The 25,752-nt window shown below is 63.4% G+C and carries 17 protein-coding genes; 7 read left to right on the top strand and 10 right to left on the bottom strand.

The genetic code is table 11. The annotated features are described in order from the left end of the window. Positions 1-54: 54 nt before the first annotated feature. On the top strand, positions 55-747 hold the full coding sequence (locus RMP10_RS22130) for a sigma-70 family RNA polymerase sigma factor (RefSeq protein WP_310572244.1): 693 nt from the start codon (positions 55-57) through the stop codon (positions 745-747). Here the strand turns inward: RMP10_RS22130 and RMP10_RS22125 are convergent. The 3 genes from RMP10_RS22125 to RMP10_RS22115 form a co-directional block, all read right to left on the bottom strand. After that, a complete protein-coding gene (locus RMP10_RS22125) occupies positions 681-3,350 on the bottom strand; it encodes a protein kinase (RefSeq protein ID WP_310572243.1) in 2,670 nt (889 codons plus the stop codon). The genes RMP10_RS22130 and RMP10_RS22125 overlap by 67 nt on opposite strands. Then, positions 3,347-5,998 (bottom strand): protein kinase, encoded by a 2,652-nt coding sequence (locus RMP10_RS22120; protein WP_310572242.1) that lies wholly within the window; start codon positions 5,996-5,998, stop codon positions 3,347-3,349. The genes RMP10_RS22125 and RMP10_RS22120 overlap by 4 nt, the downstream gene beginning before the upstream one ends. A 192-nt stretch (positions 5,999-6,190) precedes the next feature. Continuing rightward, positions 6,191-7,375, bottom strand: a complete 1,185-nt coding sequence (locus RMP10_RS22115; RefSeq protein ID WP_310572241.1) for a metallophosphoesterase — start codon at positions 7,373-7,375, stop codon at positions 6,191-6,193. A 179-nt stretch (positions 7,376-7,554) separates the two neighbouring features. Between RMP10_RS22115 and RMP10_RS22110 the strand changes: the two genes are divergently transcribed. Further along, complete coding sequence (locus RMP10_RS22110; protein WP_309672705.1) at positions 7,555-8,166, top strand: hypothetical protein; 612 nt, start codon at positions 7,555-7,557, stop codon at positions 8,164-8,166. A gap of 521 nt (positions 8,167-8,687) precedes the next feature. Here RMP10_RS22110 and RMP10_RS22105 read toward each other — a convergent pair. Beyond that, entirely contained in the window at positions 8,688-10,496 is a 1,809-nt protein-coding gene (locus tag RMP10_RS22105) for a cytochrome b N-terminal domain-containing protein (RefSeq protein ID WP_310572240.1), read from the bottom strand. Continuing rightward, the gene (locus RMP10_RS22100; protein ID WP_310572239.1) at positions 10,496-11,098 is read right to left on the bottom strand and encodes a Rieske (2Fe-2S) protein; all 603 of its coding nucleotides are present in this window, start codon (positions 11,096-11,098) and stop codon (positions 10,496-10,498) included. Before RMP10_RS22100 ends, RMP10_RS22105 begins: the two co-directional genes overlap by 1 nt. 179 nt (positions 11,099-11,277) lie before the next feature. Here RMP10_RS22100 and RMP10_RS22095 point away from each other — a divergent pair, with 179 nt between their 5' ends. Then, positions 11,278-11,739 (top strand): cytochrome b562, encoded by a 462-nt coding sequence (locus tag RMP10_RS22095; protein WP_310572238.1) that lies wholly within the window; start codon positions 11,278-11,280, stop codon positions 11,737-11,739. Between the two features lie 89 nt (positions 11,740-11,828). Here RMP10_RS22095 and RMP10_RS22090 read toward each other — a convergent pair whose 3' ends face one another. Beyond that, positions 11,829-13,739, bottom strand: coding sequence for an AAA family ATPase (locus RMP10_RS22090; protein ID WP_310572237.1), 1,911 nt, complete (start codon positions 13,737-13,739; stop codon positions 11,829-11,831). A 231-nt stretch (positions 13,740-13,970) separates the two neighbouring features. On the opposite strand from RMP10_RS22090, the gene RMP10_RS22085 reads away from it, so the two are divergent. Together RMP10_RS22085 and RMP10_RS22080 are read left to right on the top strand one after the other, a co-directional pair. Next, positions 13,971-14,972, top strand: a complete 1,002-nt coding sequence (locus RMP10_RS22085) for a glycosyl hydrolase (protein WP_310572236.1) — start codon at positions 13,971-13,973, stop codon at positions 14,970-14,972. A gap of 162 nt (positions 14,973-15,134) precedes the next feature. Continuing rightward, positions 15,135-16,421 (top strand): DUF1343 domain-containing protein, encoded by a 1,287-nt coding sequence (locus RMP10_RS22080; protein ID WP_310572235.1) that lies wholly within the window; start codon positions 15,135-15,137, stop codon positions 16,419-16,421. 115 nt (positions 16,422-16,536) lie between these two features. On the opposite strand, the gene RMP10_RS22075 is transcribed toward RMP10_RS22080, so the two are convergent. From RMP10_RS22075 to RMP10_RS23485, 3 genes are all read right to left on the bottom strand, one after another. Beyond that, positions 16,537-19,362, bottom strand: a complete 2,826-nt coding sequence (locus RMP10_RS22075; protein WP_310572234.1) for a carboxypeptidase regulatory-like domain-containing protein — start codon at positions 19,360-19,362, stop codon at positions 16,537-16,539. 256 nt (positions 19,363-19,618) lie between these two features. Next, complete coding sequence (locus RMP10_RS22070) at positions 19,619-19,864, bottom strand: hypothetical protein (protein ID WP_310572233.1); 246 nt, start codon at positions 19,862-19,864, stop codon at positions 19,619-19,621. Beyond that, positions 19,761-20,075, bottom strand: coding sequence for a helix-turn-helix domain-containing protein (locus RMP10_RS23485; RefSeq protein ID WP_345785840.1), 315 nt, complete (start codon positions 20,073-20,075; stop codon positions 19,761-19,763). The genes RMP10_RS22070 and RMP10_RS23485 overlap by 104 nt, the downstream gene beginning before the upstream one ends. A 374-nt stretch (positions 20,076-20,449) precedes the next feature. Between RMP10_RS23485 and RMP10_RS22065 the strand changes: the two genes are divergently transcribed. Beyond that, positions 20,450-21,778 (top strand): tyrosine-type recombinase/integrase, encoded by a 1,329-nt coding sequence (locus tag RMP10_RS22065; protein ID WP_310572232.1) that lies wholly within the window; start codon positions 20,450-20,452, stop codon positions 21,776-21,778. A gap of 21 nt (positions 21,779-21,799) precedes the next feature. Next, positions 21,800-22,513 carry a hypothetical protein gene (locus RMP10_RS22060; RefSeq protein ID WP_310572231.1) on the top strand — a complete coding sequence of 238 codons (714 nt, stop codon included), beginning with the start codon at positions 21,800-21,802 and terminating at the stop codon, positions 22,511-22,513. 446 nt (positions 22,514-22,959) lie between these two features. Here RMP10_RS22060 and RMP10_RS22055 read toward each other — a convergent pair whose 3' ends face one another. Next, positions 22,960-25,623 (bottom strand): hypothetical protein, encoded by a 2,664-nt coding sequence (locus tag RMP10_RS22055; RefSeq protein ID WP_310572230.1) that lies wholly within the window; start codon positions 25,621-25,623, stop codon positions 22,960-22,962. Positions 25,624-25,752 lie beyond the last annotated feature (129 nt).

Genomic DNA, 25,752 nt, shown 5'->3' with positions numbered 1-25,752 from the left:
CTCACACGGTGAAACGCCCGTGTCAGCCCTGCACTTGCCGGAAGGAGGAATAGCGTGGAGTACGAATCAGCAATGTGCGAGGACGCCGCGCTGGTCCGGCGGATGGCGGACGGTGACGAACGGGCCATTTCGCGACTCTACGACGAATACAGTCCGCGACTCTTCGGGCTCGCGCTGACGCTGGTTGGGGAGCAGACCGACGCCGAGGAGGTCGTCCTCGACGCCTTCACTCAGGCTTGGCGGAGCGCGGGTACATTCGACGCCGGTCGCGGGTCCGTTCGAACCTGGCTGTTAACGATCACACGGAGTCGCGCGCTGGATTGCATCCGGAGCCGCACCCGTCGCCTCATGGCACACGAGCGCGCCAGCACCGCGTCCTCGTTCGAACGGGCCGATGGCGATGCCGCACATAGCTGTGGCGCATCGGTGATCGACACCATGCTGCACGAAGAGCTGCAAGCGCGACTCAACGGTGCGCTGCGACTACTGCCACCTGAGCAGCGTGAGGTCATCGAACTGTCGTTTCTCAGCGGCGCCTCGCATGCAAGCGTGGCAGGACAGCTTGGTCTACCGCTCGGCACTGTGAAAACGAGAGCTCGGTCCGCGCTCCGAAAGCTGCGTAGCGCGTTGACTGCCGCCGACTCTTCGGCAGAGAAACCCGCAATCGCCGACGGTGCTACCTACTTGTTGGCCGCATCGACTGCGCGCTTCATCGTCGCGACCCAGCCGGGAATCACACGCACGTAGTAGCCCAGATTCTCCGCCGTCGCTTGCAAATAGACGACATCGCCACCAGGCATCAGGGCATGCGACCACCCCGGCGTGTCCACGAAACGCGGATCGGTGAACAGCACCTCGCGGGAACCAACGGGTGAATCGGCAGGACCATCCACGCGCACGCGATTGAACGTCTGGCTCGGCACGCCCTTGTCGTCGACATACGAGAAGTAGACCAGCTCGTTCGCGCCGTGCCATAGTGGCTCGCGACCCATCAGGTCTACGGTGTACTTGCGGTCCATGGCCGGCCACGGCTGCACGCTGACTCCGGTCGCTCCCTGCGGCGTGTACGCGATCCATTTCCGATCAGGTGAGATGGAAACAAAGTTGGAGAGGAGTGACAGCGTATCGACACGCGCCGGGTCAGTGGTCGGATCAATGATCATGCCGGTGCCTCCGGTCATTCCGACACCAATGAGCAGGAACTTGTCGTCGAGATACGACGACGGCACCATGCCGATCGGGATCTTACTCGTGAGCAGCACGCGCGGCGCTTCGGGCGAGTCCACGCGACGCAGCATCAGTGATTCAGTGTCGGGGTCATCGAAGTCGTACTTGCGATAGACCAGTCGACGACCATCCGGACTCCAGGATGCACTACTGAGATACAGGGCCTGATCGAGCGTTTCGTGGGTGCCCTTGCGCAGGTCGTAGAGCCTGAGCTCTTGTGATTGCACACCCTGCACCACGGCTGCCATCCGTTGCCCGTCGGGGCTTGGCGTGAAACGCAGAAAGGCCGCAGGGTCCATCGCGAACGGTGCGGCGGACCTGCCGAGCGGTCGACGCACGACGCGGCCCACCTCGGCGTTGACACCAGGCACGTAGACCAACGCACCGTTGCGCGCGAGATCGAACTGTCCACCGCCCGTGTACGCGGTGCGGCGGACCTGTGCAACGAGCGAGACGGATCGACCGACGATCAGCGAGTCACGGTTGGTGAACTTGGTGGCGGAGATGGAGCCATCGAGGCCCATATACACGACGTACTGGTCGTCGACGATGCGGAAGTCCGCGCCAAGGAGGAGGGAGGGGCCTGCCGCGGTACCGGCACGTCGAATGAAACGCTTCGGGTTCGGTGGCGAGAGTCCAACCACGGTCGCAAACTTGTTTGCGCCGCCGCCGCACAGCACCTCCGATTCGTTCAGCAATTCCGGCATGACGCAGTACGACATCGGGACCGTGCGCGTCGACCCGGTGCCGGGATCGAGGAAGCGCAAGGTGCGACCATCGTCTGACGAAAAGAATACGCGGCCGTTCGCCAGCCAGCTGCCGCCATGCGGATCGGTGGCGCTCCCGGCCGCGGTGACCTGACCGCTGGCGAGGTTGACGACCTTCATCGTGCCACCCGACAGGAACGCGACGCTCTGGTCGTCGGGCGCAATGCGTGGTGTGCCCAGCGCACCGTCGGTGTCGACGATCACGTGCGCATCGTTGCCGGCGAGACTCCGATACCAGAGCTGCGACGACTCGCCGATCTTTGCCTCGTACACGAGAAACGTGCCGTCGTGCGCGACCGCGAAGTTGCGGTACGTGTCTTCCATGCGCAGCGGCGATGTGGGTGGCAAGCCCACATCTCGCACCTCGGCGCTCGCCCGGGAGAGGGTCCACGCGGCGAAGCCGGAAGCGCCCACCGCGATCACGGCCAACACCGCCGCCACGGCCTTCCAACCGGTGCTGCCGGCCGCACGCGTTGCTGGCGCGCGGTCAGCGGCACCGCCTGCCGGCGGCTGACCTCCGGTGGTGAGCAGCGCGTCAGCGAAGGACTTGGCGCTCTCGAAGCGGTCAGCGGGCAACTTCGCCAAGGCGGTGAACACCGCCTGCTCCACGTGGTGTGGCACGGTGTCTCGCAGCGTGCGCAATGATGTCGGCTTCTCACTCAGCACCTTGGCGACGATTGCTTGCACGCTACTGCCGGTGAACGGCGCGTCGCCGGCTAGCATTTCGTACGTCATGGCACCAAGCGCGTAGATGTCGCTGCGCGCATCGATGGTGCGTTCCCCCATCGCCTGCTCGGGACTCATGTACTGCGGCGTGCCGAGGCTCAAGCCGGTCTGCGTCATGCGCTGGCCGGCGGCGGATTGCACCGCGAGGGCGATGCCGAAATCGGCCACGAGCGCACTGCCATCGTGCAGGAGAATGTTCTCCGGCTTGATGTCACGGTGGATCACGCCTTGGCGGTGCGCATAGTCGAGTGCACTCGCGACTTCGCGGGCGATGCGCACGGCATCATTGATCGGGAGCTGGCGTTCACGTTCCAATCGCGAGCGCAGCGTTTCGCCCGTTACGAGCGGCATCACGTAGTACAGCAGCCCATCGGCGTCACCGCTATCGAGCAGTGGCAGAATGTGCGGGTGCTGCAAGCGCGCCGTGGTACGGATCTCGCTAAGGAACCGGTCGCCGCCGAGTGCCGCGCCCAAGTCGGGATGCAGCACTTTGATCGCGACATCACGATCGTGTTTGATGTCGTGCGCGAGATACACGGTCGCCATACCGCCTTGGCCGAGTTCGCGATCGACGCGGTAGCGGTCGGCGAGCGCCGCCGAGAGGCGCGCGAGGGTGTCGGCAGTGTTCACGGCGTGCGCGCCTGCTGGCGACGGAACTGGTCCAGCCAGTGCTGCATGACAACAATGCGCGCACCGGCGTTGAGTACTGTTTCCGTGACGACGATCCGGCCCGTGGCGCGGTCCAGATCCCATGCGGTGCCGAACGCTCTCCCCTGCATCACCGTCTCGGTCGTACCCACACTGATCGACGGACCGACGCTGATCCTGGTCGCGCGAATGGACGTCGCGGCGGCGCTGACGCGGATGGACGTCGCATCGGTGCTTTGGTAGAAGATCGTGCGGCCGTCCGCCGACCATCGTGCCCGTTGTCCGCCGCCCGACGATATTTTCCAGTTCCCTCCTGCTGATGACGAGGGAAACGGGCGCACGTGAATCTCAGGCGTCCCCGACTCGCTCGAGGTGAACGCGGCCCACTTGCCGTCGGGAGAAATCGCGGCATCGTACTCACCCCACGCCGCGCGGAGAAACGGTTTCGCGGCCGACTTCCGGTTGGGATTGACGATGTCCGCACTGCCGCCGCTGAGGGCGGCGCCCAGCGTTCGCACACCGGTGTTGTTCGAGAAGACAAGCATCGAGTCGACCGGCCACTCGCTGGCGTGTTGGTCGTTCGGCAGGCGCACCACGGCGACCGGCGGTGCACTCTGGTCGACCGGCTGCACGAAGAGATCCTCGGCGTCGGTGATCGGGCTCTCCGCGGTGAACGCAATGCGCGTGCCGTCCGGCGACCAGATCGGTGCGTGCGCGCCGCCTTGCTGCGTGATACGGGTGAGCGTACCGACGTTGAAGTCATAAATCGCCGTGTGGCGGTTTATCCCGCGCGCCGCACCGATGGTGAGCGCCAACGATCGTCCATCAGGCGAGAACCGCGCATAGCTCAGCACCTTGGGCGCAAGGGGAAGCGTGTCCGTTCTTCCCGTTGGCTGACGGATCAACAGTCGCGACTCTGCATCCACGCCGGCGCGATAGACCAGCGTGCCGCTTCGCGTCACGACGTATGGCGCAACGCCGCCGTTGGCCTGCATGTCGAGCACGACCGGCGAGGGTGTTCCGTCGATCGCATGACGCGCGGCGTTGAATCGCACCGTGTAAAGGCCACTGACGGTCGAGCCGTAAATCAGGTGTCCCGTTGGCAACAGTTGTGCTTCGGCGGCACCCTCCATGACGACAAAGGCTGAATCAATCGCGAGGTCATAGTACATCAGTTTCGCGCGCTGCCGATTGTCAACGTAGAGAATGCCCTGCCCATCGGGCGTGAGCCGCGGTTGCTCGGCGTCCGTCGCCTTGGGTAGCAGGCGCAGTGTGCCACTCGCTGGGAGCACCGCGAGCATCGCGTTCGTCTCGAACACGATGCTGCCATCGTCGCCCCAATTCACGCGACCGGTGCGCAGGGAATCATTGGCGACCAGCGCCACCGGTGCCCCGCCAGCAACCGCGACTTTGCGCAGCAATCCGTTGGCGCTGTAGACGATCCAGTCGCCGTCGGGCGAAAAGGACGGCGACTCGCCCGCATCGGTACCGATGAGCACCCGATATTCGCGCTGTCCTGGACCACGGTAGGCGAGGCCTTCGTCGGTACTGAATGCGAATCGGGTCCCATCGCCGGAGACAGCGAAGCGGGCGAGATCGGGCCGCGCATTGGGCACGTCGAGCGAAAGAGGTACCACGGGCTCAGAGGCCCGCGATCCGGCGCGCTGCCAGGCGTACCCGGCAAGGCCAAGGCTGGCCACGGCGACCATCACGGCTGCGGTGAGCGCCACGCGGGATGCTCGCGGCGGCGAGATGGGCTCGGCGCCGGTGAAGGCGGTGGGGCCCGTGAAAGCTCCGCGGGAATCCGCGAGCATGTCACTGAACGACTTTGCACTTTCACAGCGATCGGCCGGCAACTTTTCCAATGCCGCGTGTACCGCCCCAGCCACATGGGCGGGAACGGCTTTGCGCAGGGAGACGATGGACACCGGCTCCGTACTCATCACTTTCGCCACGATGGCTTGGACGGTGGGGCCCGTGAACGGTGGCTCACCCGACAGCATTTCATACGTCACCGCGCCCAGCGCGTACACATCGCTGCGCGCATCGATGGCGCGTTCGCCCATCGCTTGCTCGGGACTCATGTAGTGCGGCGTGCCGAGCGAGAGCCCGGTCTGCGTCATGCGCTGGCCGCCAGCCGTCTGCACAGCGAGTGCGATACCAAAATCCGCCACGAGTGCGCTGCCATCGTGCAGGAGAATGTTCTCCGGCTTGATGTCACGATGGATAACGCTTTGCCGGTGCGCGTAATCCAGCGCGCTCGCCACTTCGCGAGCGATGCGCACGGCGTCGGCGATGGGTAGTTGCTTCTCGCGTTCCAACCGCGCGCGCAACGTTTCGCCGGTCACGAGCGGCATGACGTAGTACAGCAACCCGTCGGCCTCACCGCTATCGAGCAGCGGGAGAATGTGCGGATGCTGCAGGCGCGCCGTGGTACGGATCTCGCTCAGGAACCGGTCGGCGCCGAGGGCTGCGCCCAAGTCGGGATGCAGCACTTTGATCGCGACATCACGATCGTGTTTGATGTCGTGCGCGAGATACACGGTGGCCATCCCGCCGGCGCCGAGCTCGCGGTCGAGGCGGTAGCGGTCGGCGAGCGCCGCCGAGAGGCGCGCGAGCGTGTCGTTCATGGGGTGGCACTCACGGGCGCGACGACTGAGGCGGCAGGCATGACGGGCAATATGGCACACTCATGCACGACCTGTGTCGGCCGGTCCGTTCAAGGGGTCAGAGTCGTTGAACGCTGGCGTTCAACGACTCTGACCCCTTGAACGTGGACCCCTTGAACGTGACCCCTGCCTCCTTCTTTCTCGGACCCTTTCTCAGTCCCGCCGCCCCAGGGTATCCCCCAGGATGCTCCGGTTGCCTTGATACGGCGCGTACCCGGCCCCCCAGTCCACGCCGACAACCTCCAACCACACGCGCTCACCGTCCACGTGCACGACGGTGAAGTGATAGGGATTGTCCCCCGCCTTGCTACCCGGCCGCACCAGGTGCGTCACGCGCGCGGAATCCACACCGGATGATCGCATATACGCGCCGAGGTCTGGTTCACCCTGATACGTGTACAACGGGGCGCCACCACCGCCGCTCACGATGTGATCGATGCGACGCGGCACTCCCGCGACGTCGCGATACCGCTCGACGAAATGCTCGAAGAAGTGCTCGTGTCCGGTGAACAACAATTGCACATGGTGCTTGCGAAACAGCGGCATGTAGTGCGCACGGACCGCCATCGTTGGACGCTCGATCGTCGACCCACCATGCGGACCGGATGAGTACGCAGGGTGGTGAAAGAACGCGACGACGTGCGTATAGCGCTTGCGATCAAGTCCTTCGAGCTGAGCGCGCACCCACGCCAGCTGTGTCGAATCCTCGGCAATGTTGGAGTCGAAGGCGATCACGAACGTATTGCCGTAGCCGAAGGCGTAGGTCGGATACCCGGTGAGGCGTCGTGTCGCACCGTCGGCAGGGATGAGCTGACCCATGGCCCGCAGATAGTTCTGCAGCCCCACCAGCCGCCCCGGCGCGCTCAGCTCGGCCGCCGATGTCACGTCGTGATTTCCAGGCGCCAGGTAGTAGGGCACGCCGCCGGTGGTGGTAAGTCGATTGATCAGACCGATGAAGCTGACGTTCCATTGCTTCGGATCGCGACCGTTCACGACCGCGTCACCGCTCTGCAAGACGAAGCGAACCGGTTCGGGACCGGACTCCATGCTCTTGATGGTTCGCAGCATCGACTCGACGACCAGCCCATGTTCGTACTGCTCATTCACGCCGTCGCGCCGACCACGCGTATCGCCATAGGCGATGAACGAGAAGCGCGACACCTTCGCACTGGCGGCTTCGGCCGGCAAAGGATTGCGCGGCTTTTCGATGGAGAGCACCGTGTCCGAAGCGCCCGCCGCTGAAGTCGATTGCCCGGGCGATGCGGTCGCGGCGGAGACCATCGCGACGACGATGGCCGTCGAATAGCGACCAACGGCGCGGCAAAGCGAACGGCACATGTGGCAGCTCCAGAAAGGGGAATGGTAGAACCTATCGCCGGGAGAACGCCCGCGGAACGCGACGGGTGGCATCCCGTCGTTTGCACCTGAGCTGAGCCCATTCTGCAGCCCCTCGCGCGGAACCCACAGCAGCTGCAGACTTATCCAGCCGCGACACTCACCATACAGCAAAAGCGTCCATGTCCATCCGCGTCTTGTTCGTGCCGTTCAACCTGCAAAGCGAGTCGTCGAATGCGCCCGGGCACGACTACGCCGACAAGAATCGCGCGTGGAAGGAACGCTACGTGGGACCGCACTCAGTGCACTCACTCTTTTACAAGCCGGGGTTCATCAGCCCTGTGCTCGCCGGCCTGAACGATGCGGGCCAAGTGTACATCCGGGGCCACAGCTTGACCGGATTCGCGGGGGTGTTCGATCACGCCAACCTCGATGAATCGGGAGAGCCACTACATCCTGCGAAAATGAACAAGAAGCTCAAGGCGTTGATTGGCGTCCCTGACGTCAAGTTCTCGCTGAAGGCCAAGGAGGTCGTGAATCGACTGATCGAATCGGGCCTGCGACCGACCTTTAGCGGAAAGATCAAGTGCTACAATTGCCATAGCGGCGAGGGCGATCCGAATTTCGCCACGGAAGTTTCCCGGCACCTTTGGGCCAAGGACTACAGGCAATGCGCCGTGTTTGGCTACCGAGGCGCACTGCAGCCCTTTCACGAAGAGGTGGGAGGCAAGAAGCTCACCGACAACGGACAGACGGCGAAGCAACGGCGCATGGAGATCCCACGTGGTCCGTAGACGTACGGCACGACGCCGCAAATCAGTGTGACTCGTCCCACTCCGCCTGCCACAGCTCGCAGTGCGCAGCGCTTCGTTTACTGCGGAGAGGTTCTGGTTGGCCTTGGTCAGTGCGGCCTCGCGCGCGTGTCCCTTCCCATTGAAGTGTACGAATAGTTCCCGCAGCATCGCCGTGAGCCGCGTAGGCCTCGCCGAGGTACAGTTGCGGACTGGGCAGTCCGCGCAATCTGCCTTGCTTCTCGCCGGCAGCCAGTACCGCTTCCAGCAGCGGCAGCGCCTCCGGTGTGCGTCAGATCATCTCCAACGCGCCGCCTATGCGCGCGTACGCCGCAGCAAGTGCCGAGCTCGTAGCGGCCCTCGTCGCCGTTCGACCGGCGGCGAGTGTTGAATCGAGACCGCGCTGCACCACCTCGACCGTCGGCGTGGCCTCGGCCGGTGGTGCGCTGTCGCCTGTGGTCCTACCGCCGATTGGGTGGACAGCGGCGGTGCGCCAAGCAACGAATGCGTACCACGCGCGCCCGCTACCGCCGCGCCACCGCCGTCTTCGGCGTGTACCACTCCCGCCTGATCCAGTCCACCACCATCTCGATCTCACGCTGACTGAGGCTCTTCTCGGTGCCGTAGGACGGCATACGATCGTTGTCGCGGCCGAAGAAGCGCGGATGCGTCGGGTCGTTCACGAACGCGACCATCCACTCGCGTGAACCCCATCCATCGAGCTCCGGACTGTCCGTGCCGACACCCTGAAACTTGTGACACTCGGCGCACCCATTCTTGGTGTTCCGCATGAACGCCGTACCGATGGCAATCTGTGCGCTGTCCTTCCGGTCTAGAACCGCCTGCGACGGCAGCGCTGCTTGCGCGGAGAGGGCCAGCACCACGTTGCGGCGCATCGCGATCTCCTCGTCCGTTTCCGGGATGTGATCCGACAGCCACCCCGACATGTCGCCTTCGGTGTGGATCGTGCCGCCCCAGTAGCGCATCGTGAGAATCGTGTCCGCGTTGAGGAACCCCTGCGCCCACGCGCGGGAGCCGTACCCCTTCAGGTCGGAGGCCGAAATCGAATCCTTCGGCAGCGCGTTCCCCATGCCATCGTGCCCGTCGTAGCGATGACACGACGCGCAGTTGCGCGAGAAGATGCGTGGTCCCTGCGTGTACGGGTCATTGCGCATCAGCGTGAGCGCACCCGTGATCGGCACGCCGGCGTTCGCCAACTCCACCGCGCGTGCGGCATCCCGCTTGGAGACGGACTGCGCCACCTGATACTCGGCGTCCTTCCCATCGGCCGCCATCGACTGCCAGGTGAGCAACGCCGCACCGGCCAACATCGCGAACATCAACCCGACGTTGAAGCGGTGGCCGAGCTTCCAGCGTCCGAGCAAGGGCATCGCCATGAGCACCACGAGCGCCAGCGTGGGCAGCACAATGGCGCCGATGATTTCCGTGTTGCCTGGGAAGTACTTGAGAAACTGGTACAGGAACAGGAAGTACCATTCGGGGCGCGCCGCCGAAAATTGCTCGGCCGGATCGGCCGGTGCACCGAGCGGGGCACCCTGCTCGCGCACCACGAAGAAGAGCACGACGACGAGGACAGCGAGGCAGGCCACCGCGTCACGCAGCACCTGCTCGGGCCAGAAGCCCTGATCGGGACCCTTGAGCGGCTGCTTGGGCGTGAGCCCGTGTTTCCGGAACAGATACACGTGCCCCACGATCAGCACGATGATGAGCCCCGGGATCACGCCGGCGTGCAGCGCGAAGAAGCGCGTGAGCGTGAGGTGTCCGTAGGTTACGCCGCCTACCACCACTGTTTGCAGCGACTGGCCGATGCCCGGACTCATGCCCACGATGTTGGTGGACACCGCCGTCGACCAGTAGCCGTTCTGATCCCACGGCAACAGGTATCCCGTGAGCGACAGCGCCAGCACCAGAATCAGCAGCACCACACCGAACCAGTAGTTCATCTCGCGCGGCGCCTTGTACGCGCCATCGATGATGACCTGCATGAGGTGCAGCACCAGCAACACCGTCATCGCCTGCGCAACAAAGTGGTGCAAGCCACGCAGGAACCAGCCGCCCAGCATCTGGTGCTGGATGTAGTACACGCTCTCCCACGCCGTCTGCGAACTCGGACTATAGGACATCCACAGGAACACGCCCGTGATGACCTGCACCACGAAGAAAAACGACAGCGTGCTGCCCCACACGTAGCGCCAGCGCGCACCGCCAGGGACGTTCTCGAAGAGCGCTTCGTGCAACAACCCCTTGTAACCGGTGCGCGAGTCGAGCCAGGAACTAAGACGCGGGCGTTCGTTATTCGGCTGCTCGGCCATCAGACGGCGATCTTGTCGGGGGAGCCTTTGCGGAAGTTCTGAAACCGTACCCAGACCTCTCCGTCACGAACCACCGCCTCCAGTTCATCCATGCCGCGCGGGCTCGGGCTCTTTGGATCGGCAATCGCTCCGTCCAGCGTGAAGCTGCTGCGGTGACACGGGCAGAAGTAGCCACGCGTGCTGGCGTTGTAGCCGACCGAGCATCCGAGATGCGGGCACACCGAGTTCAGGACGCGCACGGTGGCGTCCCCGGTGCGCTGCAGGTAGACCGACCCCACGGGCACGTTCTCGGTCTTGTTCCACGCATCGACCAAGGTGTCGAGCACGGGGAACTTGCGCGGCTGGCCGTTGGTCTCCAGCGACGCGAGCGACGCCACGCGGACGAGGCCGCGCGCATCGGTTTTGCGCCGGAGCGGATCGAACAGGGTGAACAGCCCGGCGACGGGCGCTACCACGGAAATGAGGCCGCCCACGATAATCGAGGCGGCCTTGGCGACGAAGTTGCGCCGGTCGGGCGCGGGCGTGGACTCGGGCATGTCGGCAGTGAAAAGGCGGGTGGAGCAGACCGGGGCGCTCGTGCCGCCCCGCACAGCAGACTCCATGTGGTAAGTGTACGCAATGGACCATCCGTTTGCTGACGGACCCGGACCTGAGCACGGGAACAACACACGCCCTTCGCGGTACGTCAGCGAAGGGTCGGCTCCACGCGTAATCTTTCCATCGAAGCGCTTCCACGCGTCCCCGGTTGCGCCTTTTTACTCCTCTTCGTAATCCATCTCACATGCATCTGCGACTTCGGCAGTTTGGTGCCGCCTGCGTTCTGGCCTTCGCCATTTCCAGCGTGGCCCACGCCCAACGGGACGAAGAAAAGACGCCTCTCGGCAAGAAGATGAGCGCGATGAACGCGGCCTTCAAAGCGGTCGGCCGTCAGATCGACGACCCCGCGAAGAATGCGAACACCCTCGAGCAGCTCGCCATCATCGAGACGAACGCCAAGGGAGCGCTGACGCTTGAGCCGGAGAAGCAGTCCAAGATCCCGGCGGCCGAACAGGCCAAGTTTCAGGCGGGTTATCAGAAAGGCATGAAGGATTTCATTGCGACCGTGCAGAAGATCCAGGTGGCCATCAAGGCGGGCAAGAACGCCGAGGCCGTGGCCGTCTACGACGAGATGAAGGGCATGCAGCGTGAAGGCCACAAGGAATACCGCATCAAGAAGGCTGGCGCGCCCCCGGGTGGGAACTGAGCAGCGACCACTCCGGTGATGTGGTACACGAACGGCCCCGAATCCTGAGATTCGGGGCCGTTCCGCGTGCAGGGCTGGTGCCCGAGCACTCAGGCGGCGACAAGCGCCCGTTCGCCGAGCGCGCCATGCCGACGCGCGATCGCGATCACGTCCTCGGCATCGAGCACCTCGTGCTCCAGCAACGCCGCGGCAATCGCCTCCACCGCACCCCGATGGTTCCGGACCAGCGCTTCCGCACGATCGGCCTGCACCTTCACGAGATCGGCCACCGCGTCATCGATTCGCGACTGCAGCTGTGCGCTTGGCGCACCGCCACCATGCGCCGCGGGATCCGCGCTCACGAGTCCGACGCGGTCGCTCATGCCCATCTCACCCACCATACGTCGGGCGACGCTCGTGGCCTGGATCAGGTCACTCGCAGCTCCAGACGTCACGCCGTCCGCACCGAGGAAGATCAACTCGGCGGCGCGACCGCCGAGCGCCTTGGCGATGACCCCTTCGAGGAAGCGGCGCGAGTAGAGATGCTTGTCGGCTTCGGGGGAGAAGTGCGCGGCGCCAAGTGAGCGTCCACGGGCTTGAATGGTCACCTTGTGTAGTCGATCCTCTGGGCAGGCAATCAGGCCTACTACCGCATGCCCCGCTTCGTGCAGGGCAATCAGGCGCCGCTCACCGGGCGTGATCACCACCCCGGCGCGAATCCGACCTAGCAGGATCTTGTCGCGCGCCTGCTCAATGTCGGCGTCGGTGATCATCGACGCTCCCGCGTGGACGGCCACCAACGCCGCCTCGTTCAGCAGGTTGGCCAACTCCGCGCCCGAATACCCGGGCGTGAGGCGGGCGATCACGTTCAGGTCGACGTTCGGGCTGAGTGGTGCGCGCTCGGCATGAATACGCAGAATCTCGAGCCGGTCGGCCAGCGTCGGGAGGGGGACCTCGACGACCCGATCGAAGCGGCCAGGACGGCGCACCGCCGGATCGAGCATGTCCTCGCGGTTGGTGGCGGCCATCCACACCACGCCCTCGTTTCCGGCCATGCCATCCATCTCGACGAGCAGCGCGTTCAACGTGTTCTCTTCCTCGCCGCTGCGATTCGGTCGGCCGCGCCGTCCACCGAGCGCTTCGAACTCGTCGATGAAGATGATGCACGGCGCGGACTCGCGGGCACGACGGGCGAGTGCTCGCACCCGACTGGCGCCCACGCCCACATACATCTCCGTGAAGTCGGCTCCGCCCGCTATGATCACCGGGACACCGGCCTCGCCGGCGACCACGCGCGCGAGCAGCGTCTTGCCGGTTCCCGGCGGGCCGACGAGCAGGACGCCCTTCGGACAGCGCGCACCCATGGCCTCGAACTTTTCCGGCGACCGGAGAAATGCGATCACGTCCTGCAAGTCGGCACGGGCTTCGCGCGCTCCCCCCACATCCGCCATCGTCAGGTGTCGGGCTGGCGGTGCGACCATGAACTTGCCGCCGCGCAGGCGGCGCTGCCACCCAACCAGGATGCCCGCCGCAACGAGCACGATGCCGATGGGTACGAGCACGTTCCATCGTTGCGGTGACGAGAGCGCGTCGGTCGGACCGACCGACACCGCGATCCCCGCACTGCTCCACCGCTCGAAGTCCGCGAGTGCGACCGACGTCGGCACCAGCGTCATCACCTGCGTCGCACCGGGCGCGTTCGCGAGCACGGCACCGGGGGACAGCGTCACCGTAAGCCGGCGTCCACTCTCGCTGACGTCGAGCGATGTCACGGCGCCGTTGGCGATCGCACGGGCGACGTCGGAGTACCCGACGATCGGCGGGAGCACCGTACCACTGGTGGTCAGATACCAGCCGATTGAACTCGCCAACATCAGAATTGTGAGCACCGCCCCGATACGCCAGTAGCGCGTCGGTCCCGTTCCCGGTGGCGACAGTAGATCACGCCAAGGCGAACGGCGGGCGCGGGCATCGGTCGCGCTGGCGCGACGGGCGGTGCGGCGAAGATTGGGAGACGACATATACTCGGGAGTAGGCGACGGAGGCGGACCTACTCGTGCGACGACGGTATCGTCAGCGCGTCACGCTCGTGGCCTGTCTCGTCACGCCAGTATGTGACATTCCGGCAGAGACGCCTCCCTCCGGGTGCCTGACGCTGGAGTTCCAGCGCCGGGGGTGCGATCGTCACCCGGCGGATTTCGGGCGCTGTTCACGCTCGCGCTTCGACTCCCCCAAGGCCTTTCGAGGAACTCATGCGTCCTGCGCTGCTCGCATTTGCTGCCACCGTGTGCCTGTCCGCCTGCGAGTCCCCGGCGCGCATCGCCGCGCCTGATGTCCGGCCGCGATCGGCGATCACAAGTAGCGCCGCGACGGGGAGTGTCGGAAGTGGCGTGTTTATCGAGAGCTCTCCACTCGGCAAGCCCGGCCTCAAGGCATGGGACACGTGGACCACCAAGGTGGGTGGTCGTTCGGCGTACGTGATGTGGTACGCTGATTGGTCGAGCAATTTCCAAGGCTTCGCGGTGACCAGCGCGTACGAACGCGCCTCGGCGCCAGTGATCACGTGGGAGATGAAGAATCGCCGAGGGCAGATCACCTACGCCGACATCCTCTCGGGCAAGTACAATACGTACATCGACAGCTGGGCCACCGACGCGAAGGCGGACGGCCGACCGATCGTGGTGCGACTCGGTCATGAGATGAACGGCGACTGGTACGGTTGGGGCGGTGCACAAAACGGCAGCAGCGAACAGTCACCGCAGCAGTTCATTGCCATGTGGCGCTATGTGCGCGGCCGGTTCCAAAGCAAGAACGTGACGAACGTGAGTTGGGCGTGGTGCGTGAACCACGAGTCGGTGCCCAACGTGAGTTGGAATCAACCCGAGAAGTACTATCCGGGCGATGCGTATGTGGACTGGATCTGCGCCGACGGCTACAACTGGGGCACGAGTCAGACGTGGAGCAGTTGGAGGACGTTCGATGAAGTCTTTGCGCCGATCTATGCTCGACTCACCGCACTCGCGCCGAGCAAGCCATTCATGATCGGCGAATTCGCCTCATCCGAGCTGGGTGGATCAAAGGCCACTTGGATCACCGCGGCCGCCTCGAGCATGGCAACATCGTATCCGCAGCTGCGGGCGTTCATATGGTTCAACGTGAACAAAGAGACTGACTGGCGTGTGGAGTCGAGTGCGTCGTCACTGTCCGCCTTTCGGTCAGCATTCGTGAGCGATCCACTGTTCGCGTGGAAGTGAATCGCCAATTCTCGACAGCTACACTCGGCGACGTCCAGCGTGTGACGCGCATCGCACGAGCAGCGAGGTCCGCGTGGAGATACTTTAGGCATTGACGGACCGGTGCGTCGAGTGCCGCCATGAGGCGACTCGGCGCGCCCCTCATCTTCCTCCCTACCTGCCATGACTCGCTCCACCCTCCGGCAGCCGGCCGCGATGGTCGCCACCGCGATGTGCGCGCTCACCCTCGCCCTCCTGCCGCTCGCGCCACTCCGGGCGCAATCCCGCCCCGCGCAGCCCCGCACGGGCAATGTGATTCCCGGCATCGAGGTGTTACTCACCGATTCGCTGCACCTGATCAAGGGGAAGCGCGTCGGTCTGCTCACCAACCACTCGGGGCGTGACCGGAAGGGCACGAGCACCATTGACCTGCTATTCAATGCTCCCGGCGTGAAGCTCACCGCGCTGTATGGCCCCGAGCATGGCATCCGAGGCGAGGCCAAGGCCGGCGAGAAGATCAGCAGCGGCGTGGATGCGAAAACCGGCGTCACGGTGCACTCGTTGTACGGCGCCGTGGAAACGCCCACGCCCGACATGCTGAAGGACATCGACGTCCTGCTGTACGACATTCAGGACGTGGGCGCGCGCGTGTACACCTATCAGTGGACACTCGCCCTGACGGCCGCGAGCGCCGGCAAGCCGATCATCGTGCTCGACCGCCCGAACCCGATTCGCGCCGACCGGTTCGAAGGGAATATTCTCGATCTGAAATTCCGGTCGCTCGTGGGCCAGCACGCCGTGGCGCTGCGGTATGGCCTGACCACGGGCGAACTGATGCGCTATCTCGTGGGCACCAAGGCGCTCAACGCGCAGGTCACGGTCATTCCCATGAAGAACTACACGCGCGCGATGTGGTTCGACGAAACGGGTATTCCGCGAGTGAATCCCTCGCCGAACCTGCGCACGCTCGACGCCGAGTTGCTGTATCCAGGCACGGTGTTCTTCGAGGGCACCAATGCCACCGAGGGACGTGGTACCGAGGCGCCGTTCACGTTGATGGGAGCCGATTACCTCACCGACCACGTGGCGATCGCGCGCACCCTCAACACGCTCAAGCTGCCGGGCGTGCGATTCGACACGGCCACGCGCACCATCGAGCCGGGCTACAAGTTCGGGGGGAAGACCATTCCCATGATCAAGGTGACCGTGACCGATCGCAACGCGGTGAAGCCGGTGGAGTTGGGCATCCGCATGTTGCGCGCGTTTTACGCTGCACACCCGAACCAGTTCATGTGGCGTGAGCCCACGGTGAACGCCGCCGGCCGCATCAAGGGGATCGATCGCCTCGCGGGCACCGATCAACTCACGAAAGCCGTGGAAGCCGGCACCGTTGACGCGCTCATTGCCCAGTGGAACGCCGACGCCGCGAAGTTTGCCACGCTGGCCAAACCGTACCTCCTGTACCGCTGAGGCCCCACATCGCCTCACGGCGCGAAACGCTCCTCCAAACAGCAGCAGGGCGTGACGTCGAAGTTCCCGACGCCACGCCCTGCCGTATCACGCGCAGGTCAATCAACCGACCGCGTTACCAGTCGAGCCGCATGCCCACCTGTGCCATCCGTGCGGCGAATGCCGCCGTCGGAACACCGAACGTCGTCTGCTCCACACCGGCCGCCGTATAGCGGATGCCGCCGTACGACAGGTTGTTCTTCCAGTTGAACAGATTGAACGCCTCGGCCGACACGCTGACCTTCTTGCCGTTCCAGTTCAGAATGGGGCGGGCAAGACGGATGTCGACGGTGCGATACCAGTTCTTCCAGTCGTTCGCTGGCAGCGTGGTGCGATTGCCGGTGGAGGACACCGTACCACCGATGAAATCGTCGGTGAGGATGTTGTCCAGATTGATGTCCCGTCCGTCGGTAGAGCCAAACGGACGCGGACTCGCAATCGTGGTCACGCCGGAGAAGGTGAAGCCGAACGGCAACGGCAGGATGTGCGACAGCGCTACACGATGCCGTTCGTCGCCGGTGGTGCGCTGGCGATTGAAGAGGAAGCTGTAGGCGAAGTTGGGCAGTCCCGCCGTGTCGAAGTCGCCCTGGTACCAGCCCAGCGTGTAGCCCAGGTTCACGCGCGCCTTGCCGCGCTGGTAGGTGGCCTGCAGCAGCACCGACGAATAATCCGACTGTCCGATGTCATCCCAGATCAGGATGTCGCCGTACGCTGGCGTCAACTTGCGACGGGCCGGCGTGACGGTGCGATCGAGATAGTTCGGGTTGCGCTGCACATAGAGGTTGTCCATGTGCTGGCGCACGTAGTCGACGTTGATCCCGAACGTCGGCGTGAGCTGGTGCCCGACGCCGAGCGACATCTGCTTGGAGTTGGGCGTCTTCATTTCGACATCCATCAGGATCGGCGCGACCGCGGCCGAGGCACCGGCGATGACGCGCTGACGCAGTACGGCGGGATCACGCGTACCGGGGTTGGCGAACGTGTAGGTGCGCCACGTCGAGTTACGCCGCTCCTGGAACCCCATGAAGCTGGTGACGCGGTCGTAGATAATGCCGAAGCCACCGCGCACGAAGGTGCGGTTGTCCTTGAACGGATCCCAGGAAAACGACACGCGCGGCGAGAAATTGCCGAGCTGATTCTTGCGATTGCCACGGTTCAGATAATTCTTCAGCTCCGGGATGTTCTGGAGCACCGGGTCATTTGCCCATGGGACGGTGTATTTGTTGTTCATCGTGTTGAACTCCACGTCGTGTCGCAGTCCCAGCGACAGCGTGAAGTTCGGCTTGAGGCGCCACTCGTCATTGATGTAAATGCCGGTGGTATACGCGGTAGCGTCGGCAATGGCATCCGAGGTGCCGTTCGGATCGGTGAAACCTACGGCGATCGAAGCGGCCGTGGGTAACGCATTCGGATCGTCCGACGCGAACGTGAAGGTGCCGTTCGTGTTGTTCGGTTGATTCTGCTGCGCCGCCACCGTACTGAGCTCCACACCCGCCTTGATGATGTGCGAGCCGGCCTTCTCCAAGTTGTATGTCGCCCGGTTCACGAAGCGGAAATGGGTTTCCTTGAGGATGAGCGGGAACCCCGAGGTTCCGAATTGCACGCCCGGATAGTTGAACTGCGGGCCCGGCTTGAGCGGCGCTTCGTTGTGGTTCCAGTTCACCAACTGCAGCGAGGCTTCGTTCACCAGGTTGCCGCTGGCGGAGATGTATCGTTGCCGGAGTTGCGCGGTATAGATCTCGTACTTCTGCGAGATGCCAGCATCCTGTGACGCGCGGCCGCCGAAGTTGCCTTCACCGCGCAGGAACCGTGACGAGCCCATGAAGTCGTACGTGAGACGCGGGCTTTGCACGTACGTGAGGCGTGTGAACAGCGTGTGATTCGTGTTGGGTGCCGCGAAGGAACCCTTGGCGGCAGGAAATGTGGTGTTCGCAGCGGCCGTGGTGGGGTTCACGTCGAGATAGAAGTCCGTGTTCGTCCGCTCGTAGCTCGTGGCGAGGAACAGTTTGTCCTTCTTGATCGGACCAGCAATGTTGAAGCCCAGCTGATCGCGTCCGAAGTTCGGCACCGCGGCCTGAAACGCATTCTTGGCCAGCATCGACTTGTTCTGCAGGAATCCGAACGCCGAGCCTTTCCACTGGTTCGTGCCGCGCTTGCTTTCGGCGCTGATCACGTAGGAACCGGCCCGCGTGAATTCCGCGTCGTACGGATTCAGGTACACGCGGAAGTTGTCGAGGCCCTCCTGAGGCAGTGGCGAACCGGTCTGACCGAGTCCGACGATGTTGCCGTTGAAGAGACTCTTCATTTCCACGCCGTCCATGTAGACGTTGAAAAAACGAAGGTCCGGTGCGGCGCCGCCTGAAGGCAGCGAGCGTCCCGATTGGGCGGAATACGTTTTGATACCCGGCGCGATGCCGGCCAGGTTCATGATGCCGCGGGCGTTGAACGGCAGGTTCTCGATTTCTTCCTTCGTGACCGGCGCGCTCACCGACATGCGCTGCACTTCGACCTGCTTCACCCGTTCCGCGGTCACGGTCTGGGCATCGAGTTCCGCGGCGCCCTTCTCCATGGTGAATTCGAGCCGCGCGCGCTGACCGAGCGTGAGACTGACCGTATCCGTGCGCTGCCGGAAGCCGAGCGCCTTCACGTTCACGGTGTACTGCCCGGAGTACAGCCCCAGCACCCGGAACTCACCGGACGCTCTGGTGGCCACGCGGGTGACCTCGGCGGTGGCCACATTGCGCACCGTGACCTGCGCACCGACCACCGGCGCGCCGTCGGCGCGCACGGCGCCTTCGAGGGTGATGGTGTTCTGCGCCAGCACGGCCGTGGAAGCGAACGCGGACGAGAGCACGGACATGGACGCCGCGAGGAGCAACCGTTTGAGGATCGGTCGCATCATAGGCTTTCCTCTGGAGGAAGGGAGGGTGGGACGAGCAGCGTGATTATAGAACGCGAGTCGCGCGTGCGCGAGGATCCCGACAGACCGTTCGGCGGGGGTGTGGCGTCGTGTGTCCGACCCACATAAACCGGCCAACGCCTAAGCCATCGCTCCAGGAAGGATCGGAGCAATGGTGCGACTCCCCGGCGCAACGCGAGAGTCATGTGGATGACACGCGTATGACCAAACGAAGAAGCCAGCCGCCGCGCCGCGCTGGTTATCGACGCCTTTTACGCGGGGACTTACTCGCCCAGGCATCCAGCACACCGCCGAGTTGCTCGAGATCATGGCGATCCTGGCGGCGGCCGCTGGCCTGCTTGTTCGCGCGCAGCGCGCGGAGACCGATCACGGGCAGCACGTCACCGAGTGGCACCTGCAGTGCCCCCTCTCGCGCCTCGTCGAAGGTGACGCCCGAAAGTCCGGAGAGCCGGTCGATGCGGATCGGCGGCTCGCCCAGCCGCATCGGAAAGGCGTAGTGACACCCCCACGAGCGAAAGCAGCCGCAGCGCCGTCTCGAGAGATACATTGCTCCGCTTGCCCTGCTCGAACTCGCTGATGAGCCGGGGACTCACGCCCGCCTCGACGGCCAGCGTCGCGATGGAAAGGCCTCGCGGGCGTCGCGCGTTCCTCAGTTCCGTCGCCAGAGCGTCAGGCCGGGTCAGTGGGCGGCTCATACACGGGATATGTCCCCCGACGCGCCAGATCTCGATCCCTTTATGTGATAAAGTGCCACACCTAAACCAGTGACGTGTCGAGCGATGGACCTCGAACGGATCCCACCCGAAGCACAAAACGGCGGCCTCCACAGGGAGACCACCGTTTGCATCATACCAGAGCGGGCGACCGGACTCGAACCGGCGACGTCCAGCTTGGGAAGCTTGACGCCACGGTATCCTGCAGATTCCTCGGCATTCCACTTCCCTGCTGTTTCATAGAAGAAACCATTCCTGCGCGTTCCGATCGTGTCCACTAGATTCCTCCGGAGTGGTTACCCCGTGGTTACCTGACCTGTCCGGGTAGCCAGTACACCCTCCACTGGACAACGCGGATGCGCGACAAGATCACGAAGCGGAAGGTGGACGCCCTGAAGCCCAACCCGGCCAAGGACGAGTACCTCTGGGACACCGAGGCGAAGGGCTTCGGCTTGCGGGTCAAGCCGAGCGGTGCCCGCTCGTTCGTGCTGTCCTACTACGCGCCAGGACTCCACCAGACGCGGCGACGGCTGACGATCGGGGTATTCGGCCCTCTCACGGTCGATGAGGCGCGGAAGAAGGCTCTGGAGCTCTTGGCGCGCATCGCCGATGGCGAAGACCCAGCGATGATGGCAGCGGACGATCGGCGGGCCATCCGCGATGAGACTGTGGCCGTGCTATTCCCCGCCTATCTGCAAGACGGGATAGACCTTCGCCGTCCGGGAACGCTCGCGAACTACGAGATTCTCGGTCGACTCCACATCCTGCCAGCGCTGGGACATCTCCCAGTGGCACGGGTTACCAGCAAGGATGTGACGGATCTTCATCGCTCGATGCGGGCGAATCCGACCAACGCCAATCGAGTCGTCCAACTTCTCAAGGCATTTTTCTATTGGCTTGAACGCCAAGAGGTCTTCCGGGGGGAGAACCCTGCCAGAAGGACGGAGCGGTATCCCGAAAAGGTGCGAGAGCGCTTCCTGACGGTGCAGGAAACAGCCAGACTCGGCGAAGCCCTCCGCACGGCAGAAACCGAGGGCCTCGAACCGGCGCCACAGCATCGGAAGCCGACCAGTGGCAAGCGCGTCCACAACGCGGGAATGTTCGCCGCCGAGTCACGACGACCCGCAAACCCGTCCGCTGTGTCCGCACTGCGCCTTCTGATCCTTTCCGGCTGGCGCGAGAAGGAAGCACTCACGCTTCGGTGGGATGCGGTCAACTTCGAAACCAGCACGGCGACTCTCGAAGACACGAAGGCCGGTCGAAGTGTTCGCTCCCTTTCTGCTGCAGCGCTGGAGCTAATCACCGCCCAGCCTCGGCTCGAAGGCTCAGCGTTCGTGTTCCCCGGCAAGATCTCGGGAAAGCCTCTGCAAGAGATCCAGCGCCTGTGGTACGCAGTTCGACACGCAGCAAGGCTTGACGACGTACGCCTTCACGATCTTCGCCATAGCGTGGCCTCTACGGCTGCAGCGCAGGGCCATTCGCTCTTCCTCATCGGCAAACTGCTCGGACATAAAGATCTTCGGAGTACCGCTCGCTATGCACACTTGGCTGACGACGCCCGAAAGGCGATGGCAGACAGCGTAGCAGGCGCGATCGGCGACGCACTGAGCGCTCTCCCAAGCGCACTCGTTGGTCCCGACAGCGAGAACGACACAAACTCCGCAAGGCGTCTACGACGTGTATAGAGCAACGAATCCAACTCGGCGATGAATACGACCACGATTCCTGTCGGTGAAATCAACCGACTTCGCCGTCGCGCCCAAGCTGCTGTTCCACACACTTCGGGTCCAGATGGCTGGTCCATCAGCCCGGTGGACCCGATGCAACTTCTTGCGGCCTTCGACACGCTGGGGATGAAATCCGGATTGGCGTTGCGCGCCTACGTATTCCGCGAAGGACTCAACGGCAACGGCGTCGTCTATGCCATGCCGATCGACGAAGCGCAGCCATTGCCGGAAGCTTGTCCAAGACTCGATGAGTTCTTAAGTCCACCAAAGCCAGCCGCAGCGCTCGACAACGTGATGCAAGCCATCGTCAGCGATGGTTCGCCGTTCTCGTACATGAGCGCGTCGCTACTCGCTCGGGAAATCGGTGAGTTTGGCGCAAGCTGGCACGGCATCAGCTGGGGGGTGGCGAAGATCATCGGCAGGAGGCCACCAGAGGTCGAACAGCACACCATAGTGCAGTTCACCGACACACACGAATTGCAGTCAAAGTTGACGTTGTGTGGCCCGCCTCCTCGAAGCTGGCGTCCAGAGGTAACTCAAACTGCGGAGGGCGTTGAGGTAAGCTTCTGCGTACTGAACATCGTCGGAGTGGAGACGATCACCAGACTCACAGACACATACGCCAACGGGGGATATGCCTTTGCTACCACTGAAGAAACCATCGCCTCCGGCGGAGGGGGAATCATCTGGTAGCGCAGGTTCCCGCCACACGCGATTTCAGTAGGTAGACCGGCCACGCGGTGTTTGATTCGGCGGCGTGATCCCGGATAAACAGACGGGCGCGACTGCTTCGGGAGCAGGAGGTCGTAGGTTCAAATCCTGTCGCCCCGATTGAACGAAAGCCAACCCCTGCAACGACTTGGGTCGTATCGGGGCTTGATTCGTTCTAGATGATCCTTGCTCCGGATCAACACCGGATCAGCACGCGAGGCAAGATCGGGAGTCGGCCGAGCGGAGATAAGGAGAACCCGCCCGACCGCGCCACCTTCACCTGAATCGAACGGCGCTTTCCACGAGATGGCGAATACCAAGACCCGCTCGCCCCAAACGACCTGCCTCGAGCGGGCGCTCGCTAGAGAAGAGGCAATGCTGCGTTGCCCCCTCTCCGTGCTACTTGCCGAGCTATCCCCGCAATACCGTCAGCCTGCCGCCTCCACCAACACGTCATCGACATTGCGCGCCACTATGTACCGTGCGGGTGATTCCCCTACCGCCAACGCACGGAAGTGGGCTCGCCCGCACGCGATCTTCGCGCTCTCCTTGTCTCTCAGATCGTCCGTGAAGAGACTGCTCTTTGTTTCCACAGCGAAGTACAGCCGTTGCTCCCCGTCGATCTCCACGAGAATCGCCCAATCGGGATTGTAGCTGCCAAGGGGGGTCGGAACTTTGAACCAACCTGGCAGCTTCGCGTACAGTTTGATCGCGTCGTTTTTCTCTAACTGGTCCGCGAAGGAACGCTCGGTCTCGGAGTCACAAACGACAGACTCGTAGATGGACTTGGTGGCCCCGGACAGCATGTTCTTCAGGTACCCAGTCAGCTCCTCCTGCTGAAACAGCTCCTGAGCGTAGAACTGGGTCTCGCCAAGCCGCTGGTACTTGATGCCATCGACGAGCGCCATGCGCTTGCAACGATTGATCGTCTCCGACGCGATCTCGATAAACTGCTGCGGGTTACGCTTGAAGTCGTCGAGACGACCGCTCCCGATCAGGATCGCGGTGATGGATCTGCGCGTGAGCTGCGTACGGTCCTGCATGTCGGTCAGGATATCCGGCAGCTCGACGTCCAACTCATCGAGCACCACCGTCGAGGTACCCGCCTTCTCCGTGGCCTCGACCCCGGCCTTGCCGATGGAGACGTCCGCCTTGCGCCACTGCAACCGCGCCTTCTTGATCGGCTCCGCGCGCTGCAAAGCCTCGACACAGTCCGCGACCAGCTTGGCGTTGTCGAACTGCACACGGTACGTCGTCTGGTGCTTGATTCGATCCCACAACGCCTTGAACTCTTCACTGAGATAGATCGCCTTGCCGCCCGTATCCTTGCGGAGCGGAATCTGTCGGCGTTCGTCGGCGTTCTTGATCTCTAGGCGTCCGGACACCTTTCGCAATACCTCGGCGATCTGGCCGCGCTGTGCTTCGAACTCCAGAGGTAATACGAGAGTGCCATCGAGGAGGGCAACCTTGAGAGAATCCTGCACTTTGCCCTTGTGGTCGATATGCCCGGCAGCCTTGAGGTGATCCCAAAGCGCCTTTGATGGTTCGAACCCCAACGGTGTGCTCACACCATCAGGGCCCCGCACGGACACGGCCGCAAACTGGTGGGGCTCCACGATGCCGAAGCGGATGCCGGTTTCCTGCTCGATCTCCTTTTGCAGGTTCTCCGCAAAGGACTCGTAGCTCTCCATGGCAATTACGGTGAGCGTATTCACCTCGAACCCACGAACCCGCGAACCGTCCTGATTCACACAAAGGCGGAGCCCACGGCCAATGGTTTGTCGACGCTCACGCTCGCTCTGTATGTCGCGCAACGTGCAAATCTGGAAGACGTTGGGGTTGTCCCAGCCTTCCTTCAGTGCAGAGTGCGAGAAGATGAACTTAAGGGGGGTTTCAAACGAGAGCAGCCGTTCCTTGTCCTTCATGATTAGGTTGTACGCCCGCTCCGCGCTGTCGCGGCCGGTCTGATTGCTCTCGGCGGTATCGCTCCAACGCTCACCCTTCTTGTCGATGGAGAAATATCCGTCGTGCACATCTTCGGCGGCGCGACTATGGTCCACGTCGGCGAACAGTGTGTTGTACGCTGGGAGCTTGGCCGCGCGACGATACTCTTCCTCGAAGATGCGCGCGTACTCGCCCTTCACCGCTCGCCCATCCATATCGTACTGCCGGTATTTCGATACTTCGTCGATGAAGAACAGGGAGAGCACCTTGATGCCCTGCGGTCGAAGGCGCCGCTCCTTGTCGAGGTGCTCGCGGATCGTGCGCCGAATCATCTCACGCTGAACGGCGAGGGCGTCTACGTCGCCCCACGCCTGACCCGGGCTCAACGACTGTTCCCCGCCCGGCACTCGCAGCTCCACGTACTCGTTGCCGCGTTCGACGCGAATTTCTCCAACTCGGCAGTCTGCATAGACAGCGCGCTTGGTCGTCTGCTGCAAGTCGTCCCCGTCCTGCACCGTCTCCTCGCGCCGCTTCACCCCCGTAGCGGTCTGTACGTCCAGCTCGACGCGCGCTGAGATCGTGCCTCTCTTGTTGCTCACCGAAACCACTCGCACAAATGGCTTGTTGTGCGCGTCTTCCAGAGTCGCCGCCGCTACCTCAATCTGCTTGACCAACCGCTTAGCGTGAGCATCAACCGCGTTGAGCTGGTACACCATGTGGTGTTTGTCGACGTGGGTCGCCGAGTAACGCAGCGTGCACAGAGGCGTCATCGCATCGAGAGCCTGCTTGCCGCTCCCTTGCAAGCCGCCGTCCACGCTTTGGGGCTCGTCCACGATTACGATGGGCCGCGTCGCCTTGATCAAGTCGATAGGCTTCTCTCCGCCCGTCTTCTCGCTGTCCTTGTAGAGATTGTTGACGTCCTTCTTGTTTATTGCTCCCACGGTGACGACCATGATCTGGACGGTCGCGCTCGTTGCGAAATTGCGCACCTGGCCCAGCTTCGAAGAGTCATACAAGAAGTAGTCGAACGGGACTCCCGCATAGAGTCCCTTGAAGTGCGCCTCGGTGATCTGCAGCGACTTGTAGACGCCCTCCTTGATCGCGACCGACGGGACCACGATAACGAACTTAGTGAACGGCGGATTCAACCAGTGAGTGCAACAGGGCGTAGTTGCACACACTCACTGGAGCAACGAGATGGTGGAGCGAGGTCGACCGGGGCTATCGAGGGCGGAGAAGAACGTGGTGTGGGTGCAGTATCGGGCGGGAGCGTCGTT

The organism is Gemmatimonas sp. (genome assembly GCF_031426495.1).
Lineage (GTDB): Bacteria > Gemmatimonadota > Gemmatimonadetes > Gemmatimonadales > Gemmatimonadaceae > Gemmatimonas.
This window is presented reverse-complemented; position numbering and strand designations above follow the sequence as displayed.

Bases quoted from the DNA above. Each gene is read 5' to 3' on its own strand.
- RMP10_RS22120 (WP_310572242.1), bottom strand. From the start codon at position 5,998: ATGAACGACACGCTCGCGCGCCTCTCGGCGGCGCTCGCCGACCGCTAC.
- RMP10_RS22115 (WP_310572241.1), bottom strand. From the start codon at position 7,375: ATGTGCCGTTCGCTTTGCCGCGCCGTTGGTCGCTATTCGACGGCCATC.
- RMP10_RS22110 (WP_309672705.1), top strand. From the start codon at position 7,555: ATGTCCATCCGCGTCTTGTTCGTGCCGTTCAACCTGCAAAGCGAGTCG.
- RMP10_RS22105 (WP_310572240.1), bottom strand. From the start codon at position 10,496: ATGGCCGAGCAGCCGAATAACGAACGCCCGCGTCTTAGTTCCTGGCTC.
- RMP10_RS22100 (WP_310572239.1), bottom strand. From the start codon at position 11,098: ATGGAGTCTGCTGTGCGGGGCGGCACGAGCGCCCCGGTCTGCTCCACC.
- RMP10_RS22095 (WP_310572238.1), top strand. From the start codon at position 11,278: ATGCATCTGCGACTTCGGCAGTTTGGTGCCGCCTGCGTTCTGGCCTTC.
- RMP10_RS22090 (WP_310572237.1), bottom strand. From the start codon at position 13,739: ATGTCGTCTCCCAATCTTCGCCGCACCGCCCGTCGCGCCAGCGCGACC.
- RMP10_RS22085 (WP_310572236.1), top strand. From the start codon at position 13,971: ATGCGTCCTGCGCTGCTCGCATTTGCTGCCACCGTGTGCCTGTCCGCC.
- RMP10_RS22080 (WP_310572235.1), top strand. From the start codon at position 15,135: ATGACTCGCTCCACCCTCCGGCAGCCGGCCGCGATGGTCGCCACCGCG.
- RMP10_RS22075 (WP_310572234.1), bottom strand. From the start codon at position 19,362: ATGATGCGACCGATCCTCAAACGGTTGCTCCTCGCGGCGTCCATGTCC.
- RMP10_RS22070 (WP_310572233.1), bottom strand. From the start codon at position 19,864: ATGCGGCTGGGCGAGCCGCCGATCCGCATCGACCGGCTCTCCGGACTT.
- RMP10_RS23485 (WP_345785840.1), bottom strand. From the start codon at position 20,075: ATGAGCCGCCCACTGACCCGGCCTGACGCTCTGGCGACGGAACTGAGG.
- RMP10_RS22065 (WP_310572232.1), top strand. From the start codon at position 20,450: ATGCGCGACAAGATCACGAAGCGGAAGGTGGACGCCCTGAAGCCCAAC.
- RMP10_RS22060 (WP_310572231.1), top strand. From the start codon at position 21,800: ATGAATACGACCACGATTCCTGTCGGTGAAATCAACCGACTTCGCCGT.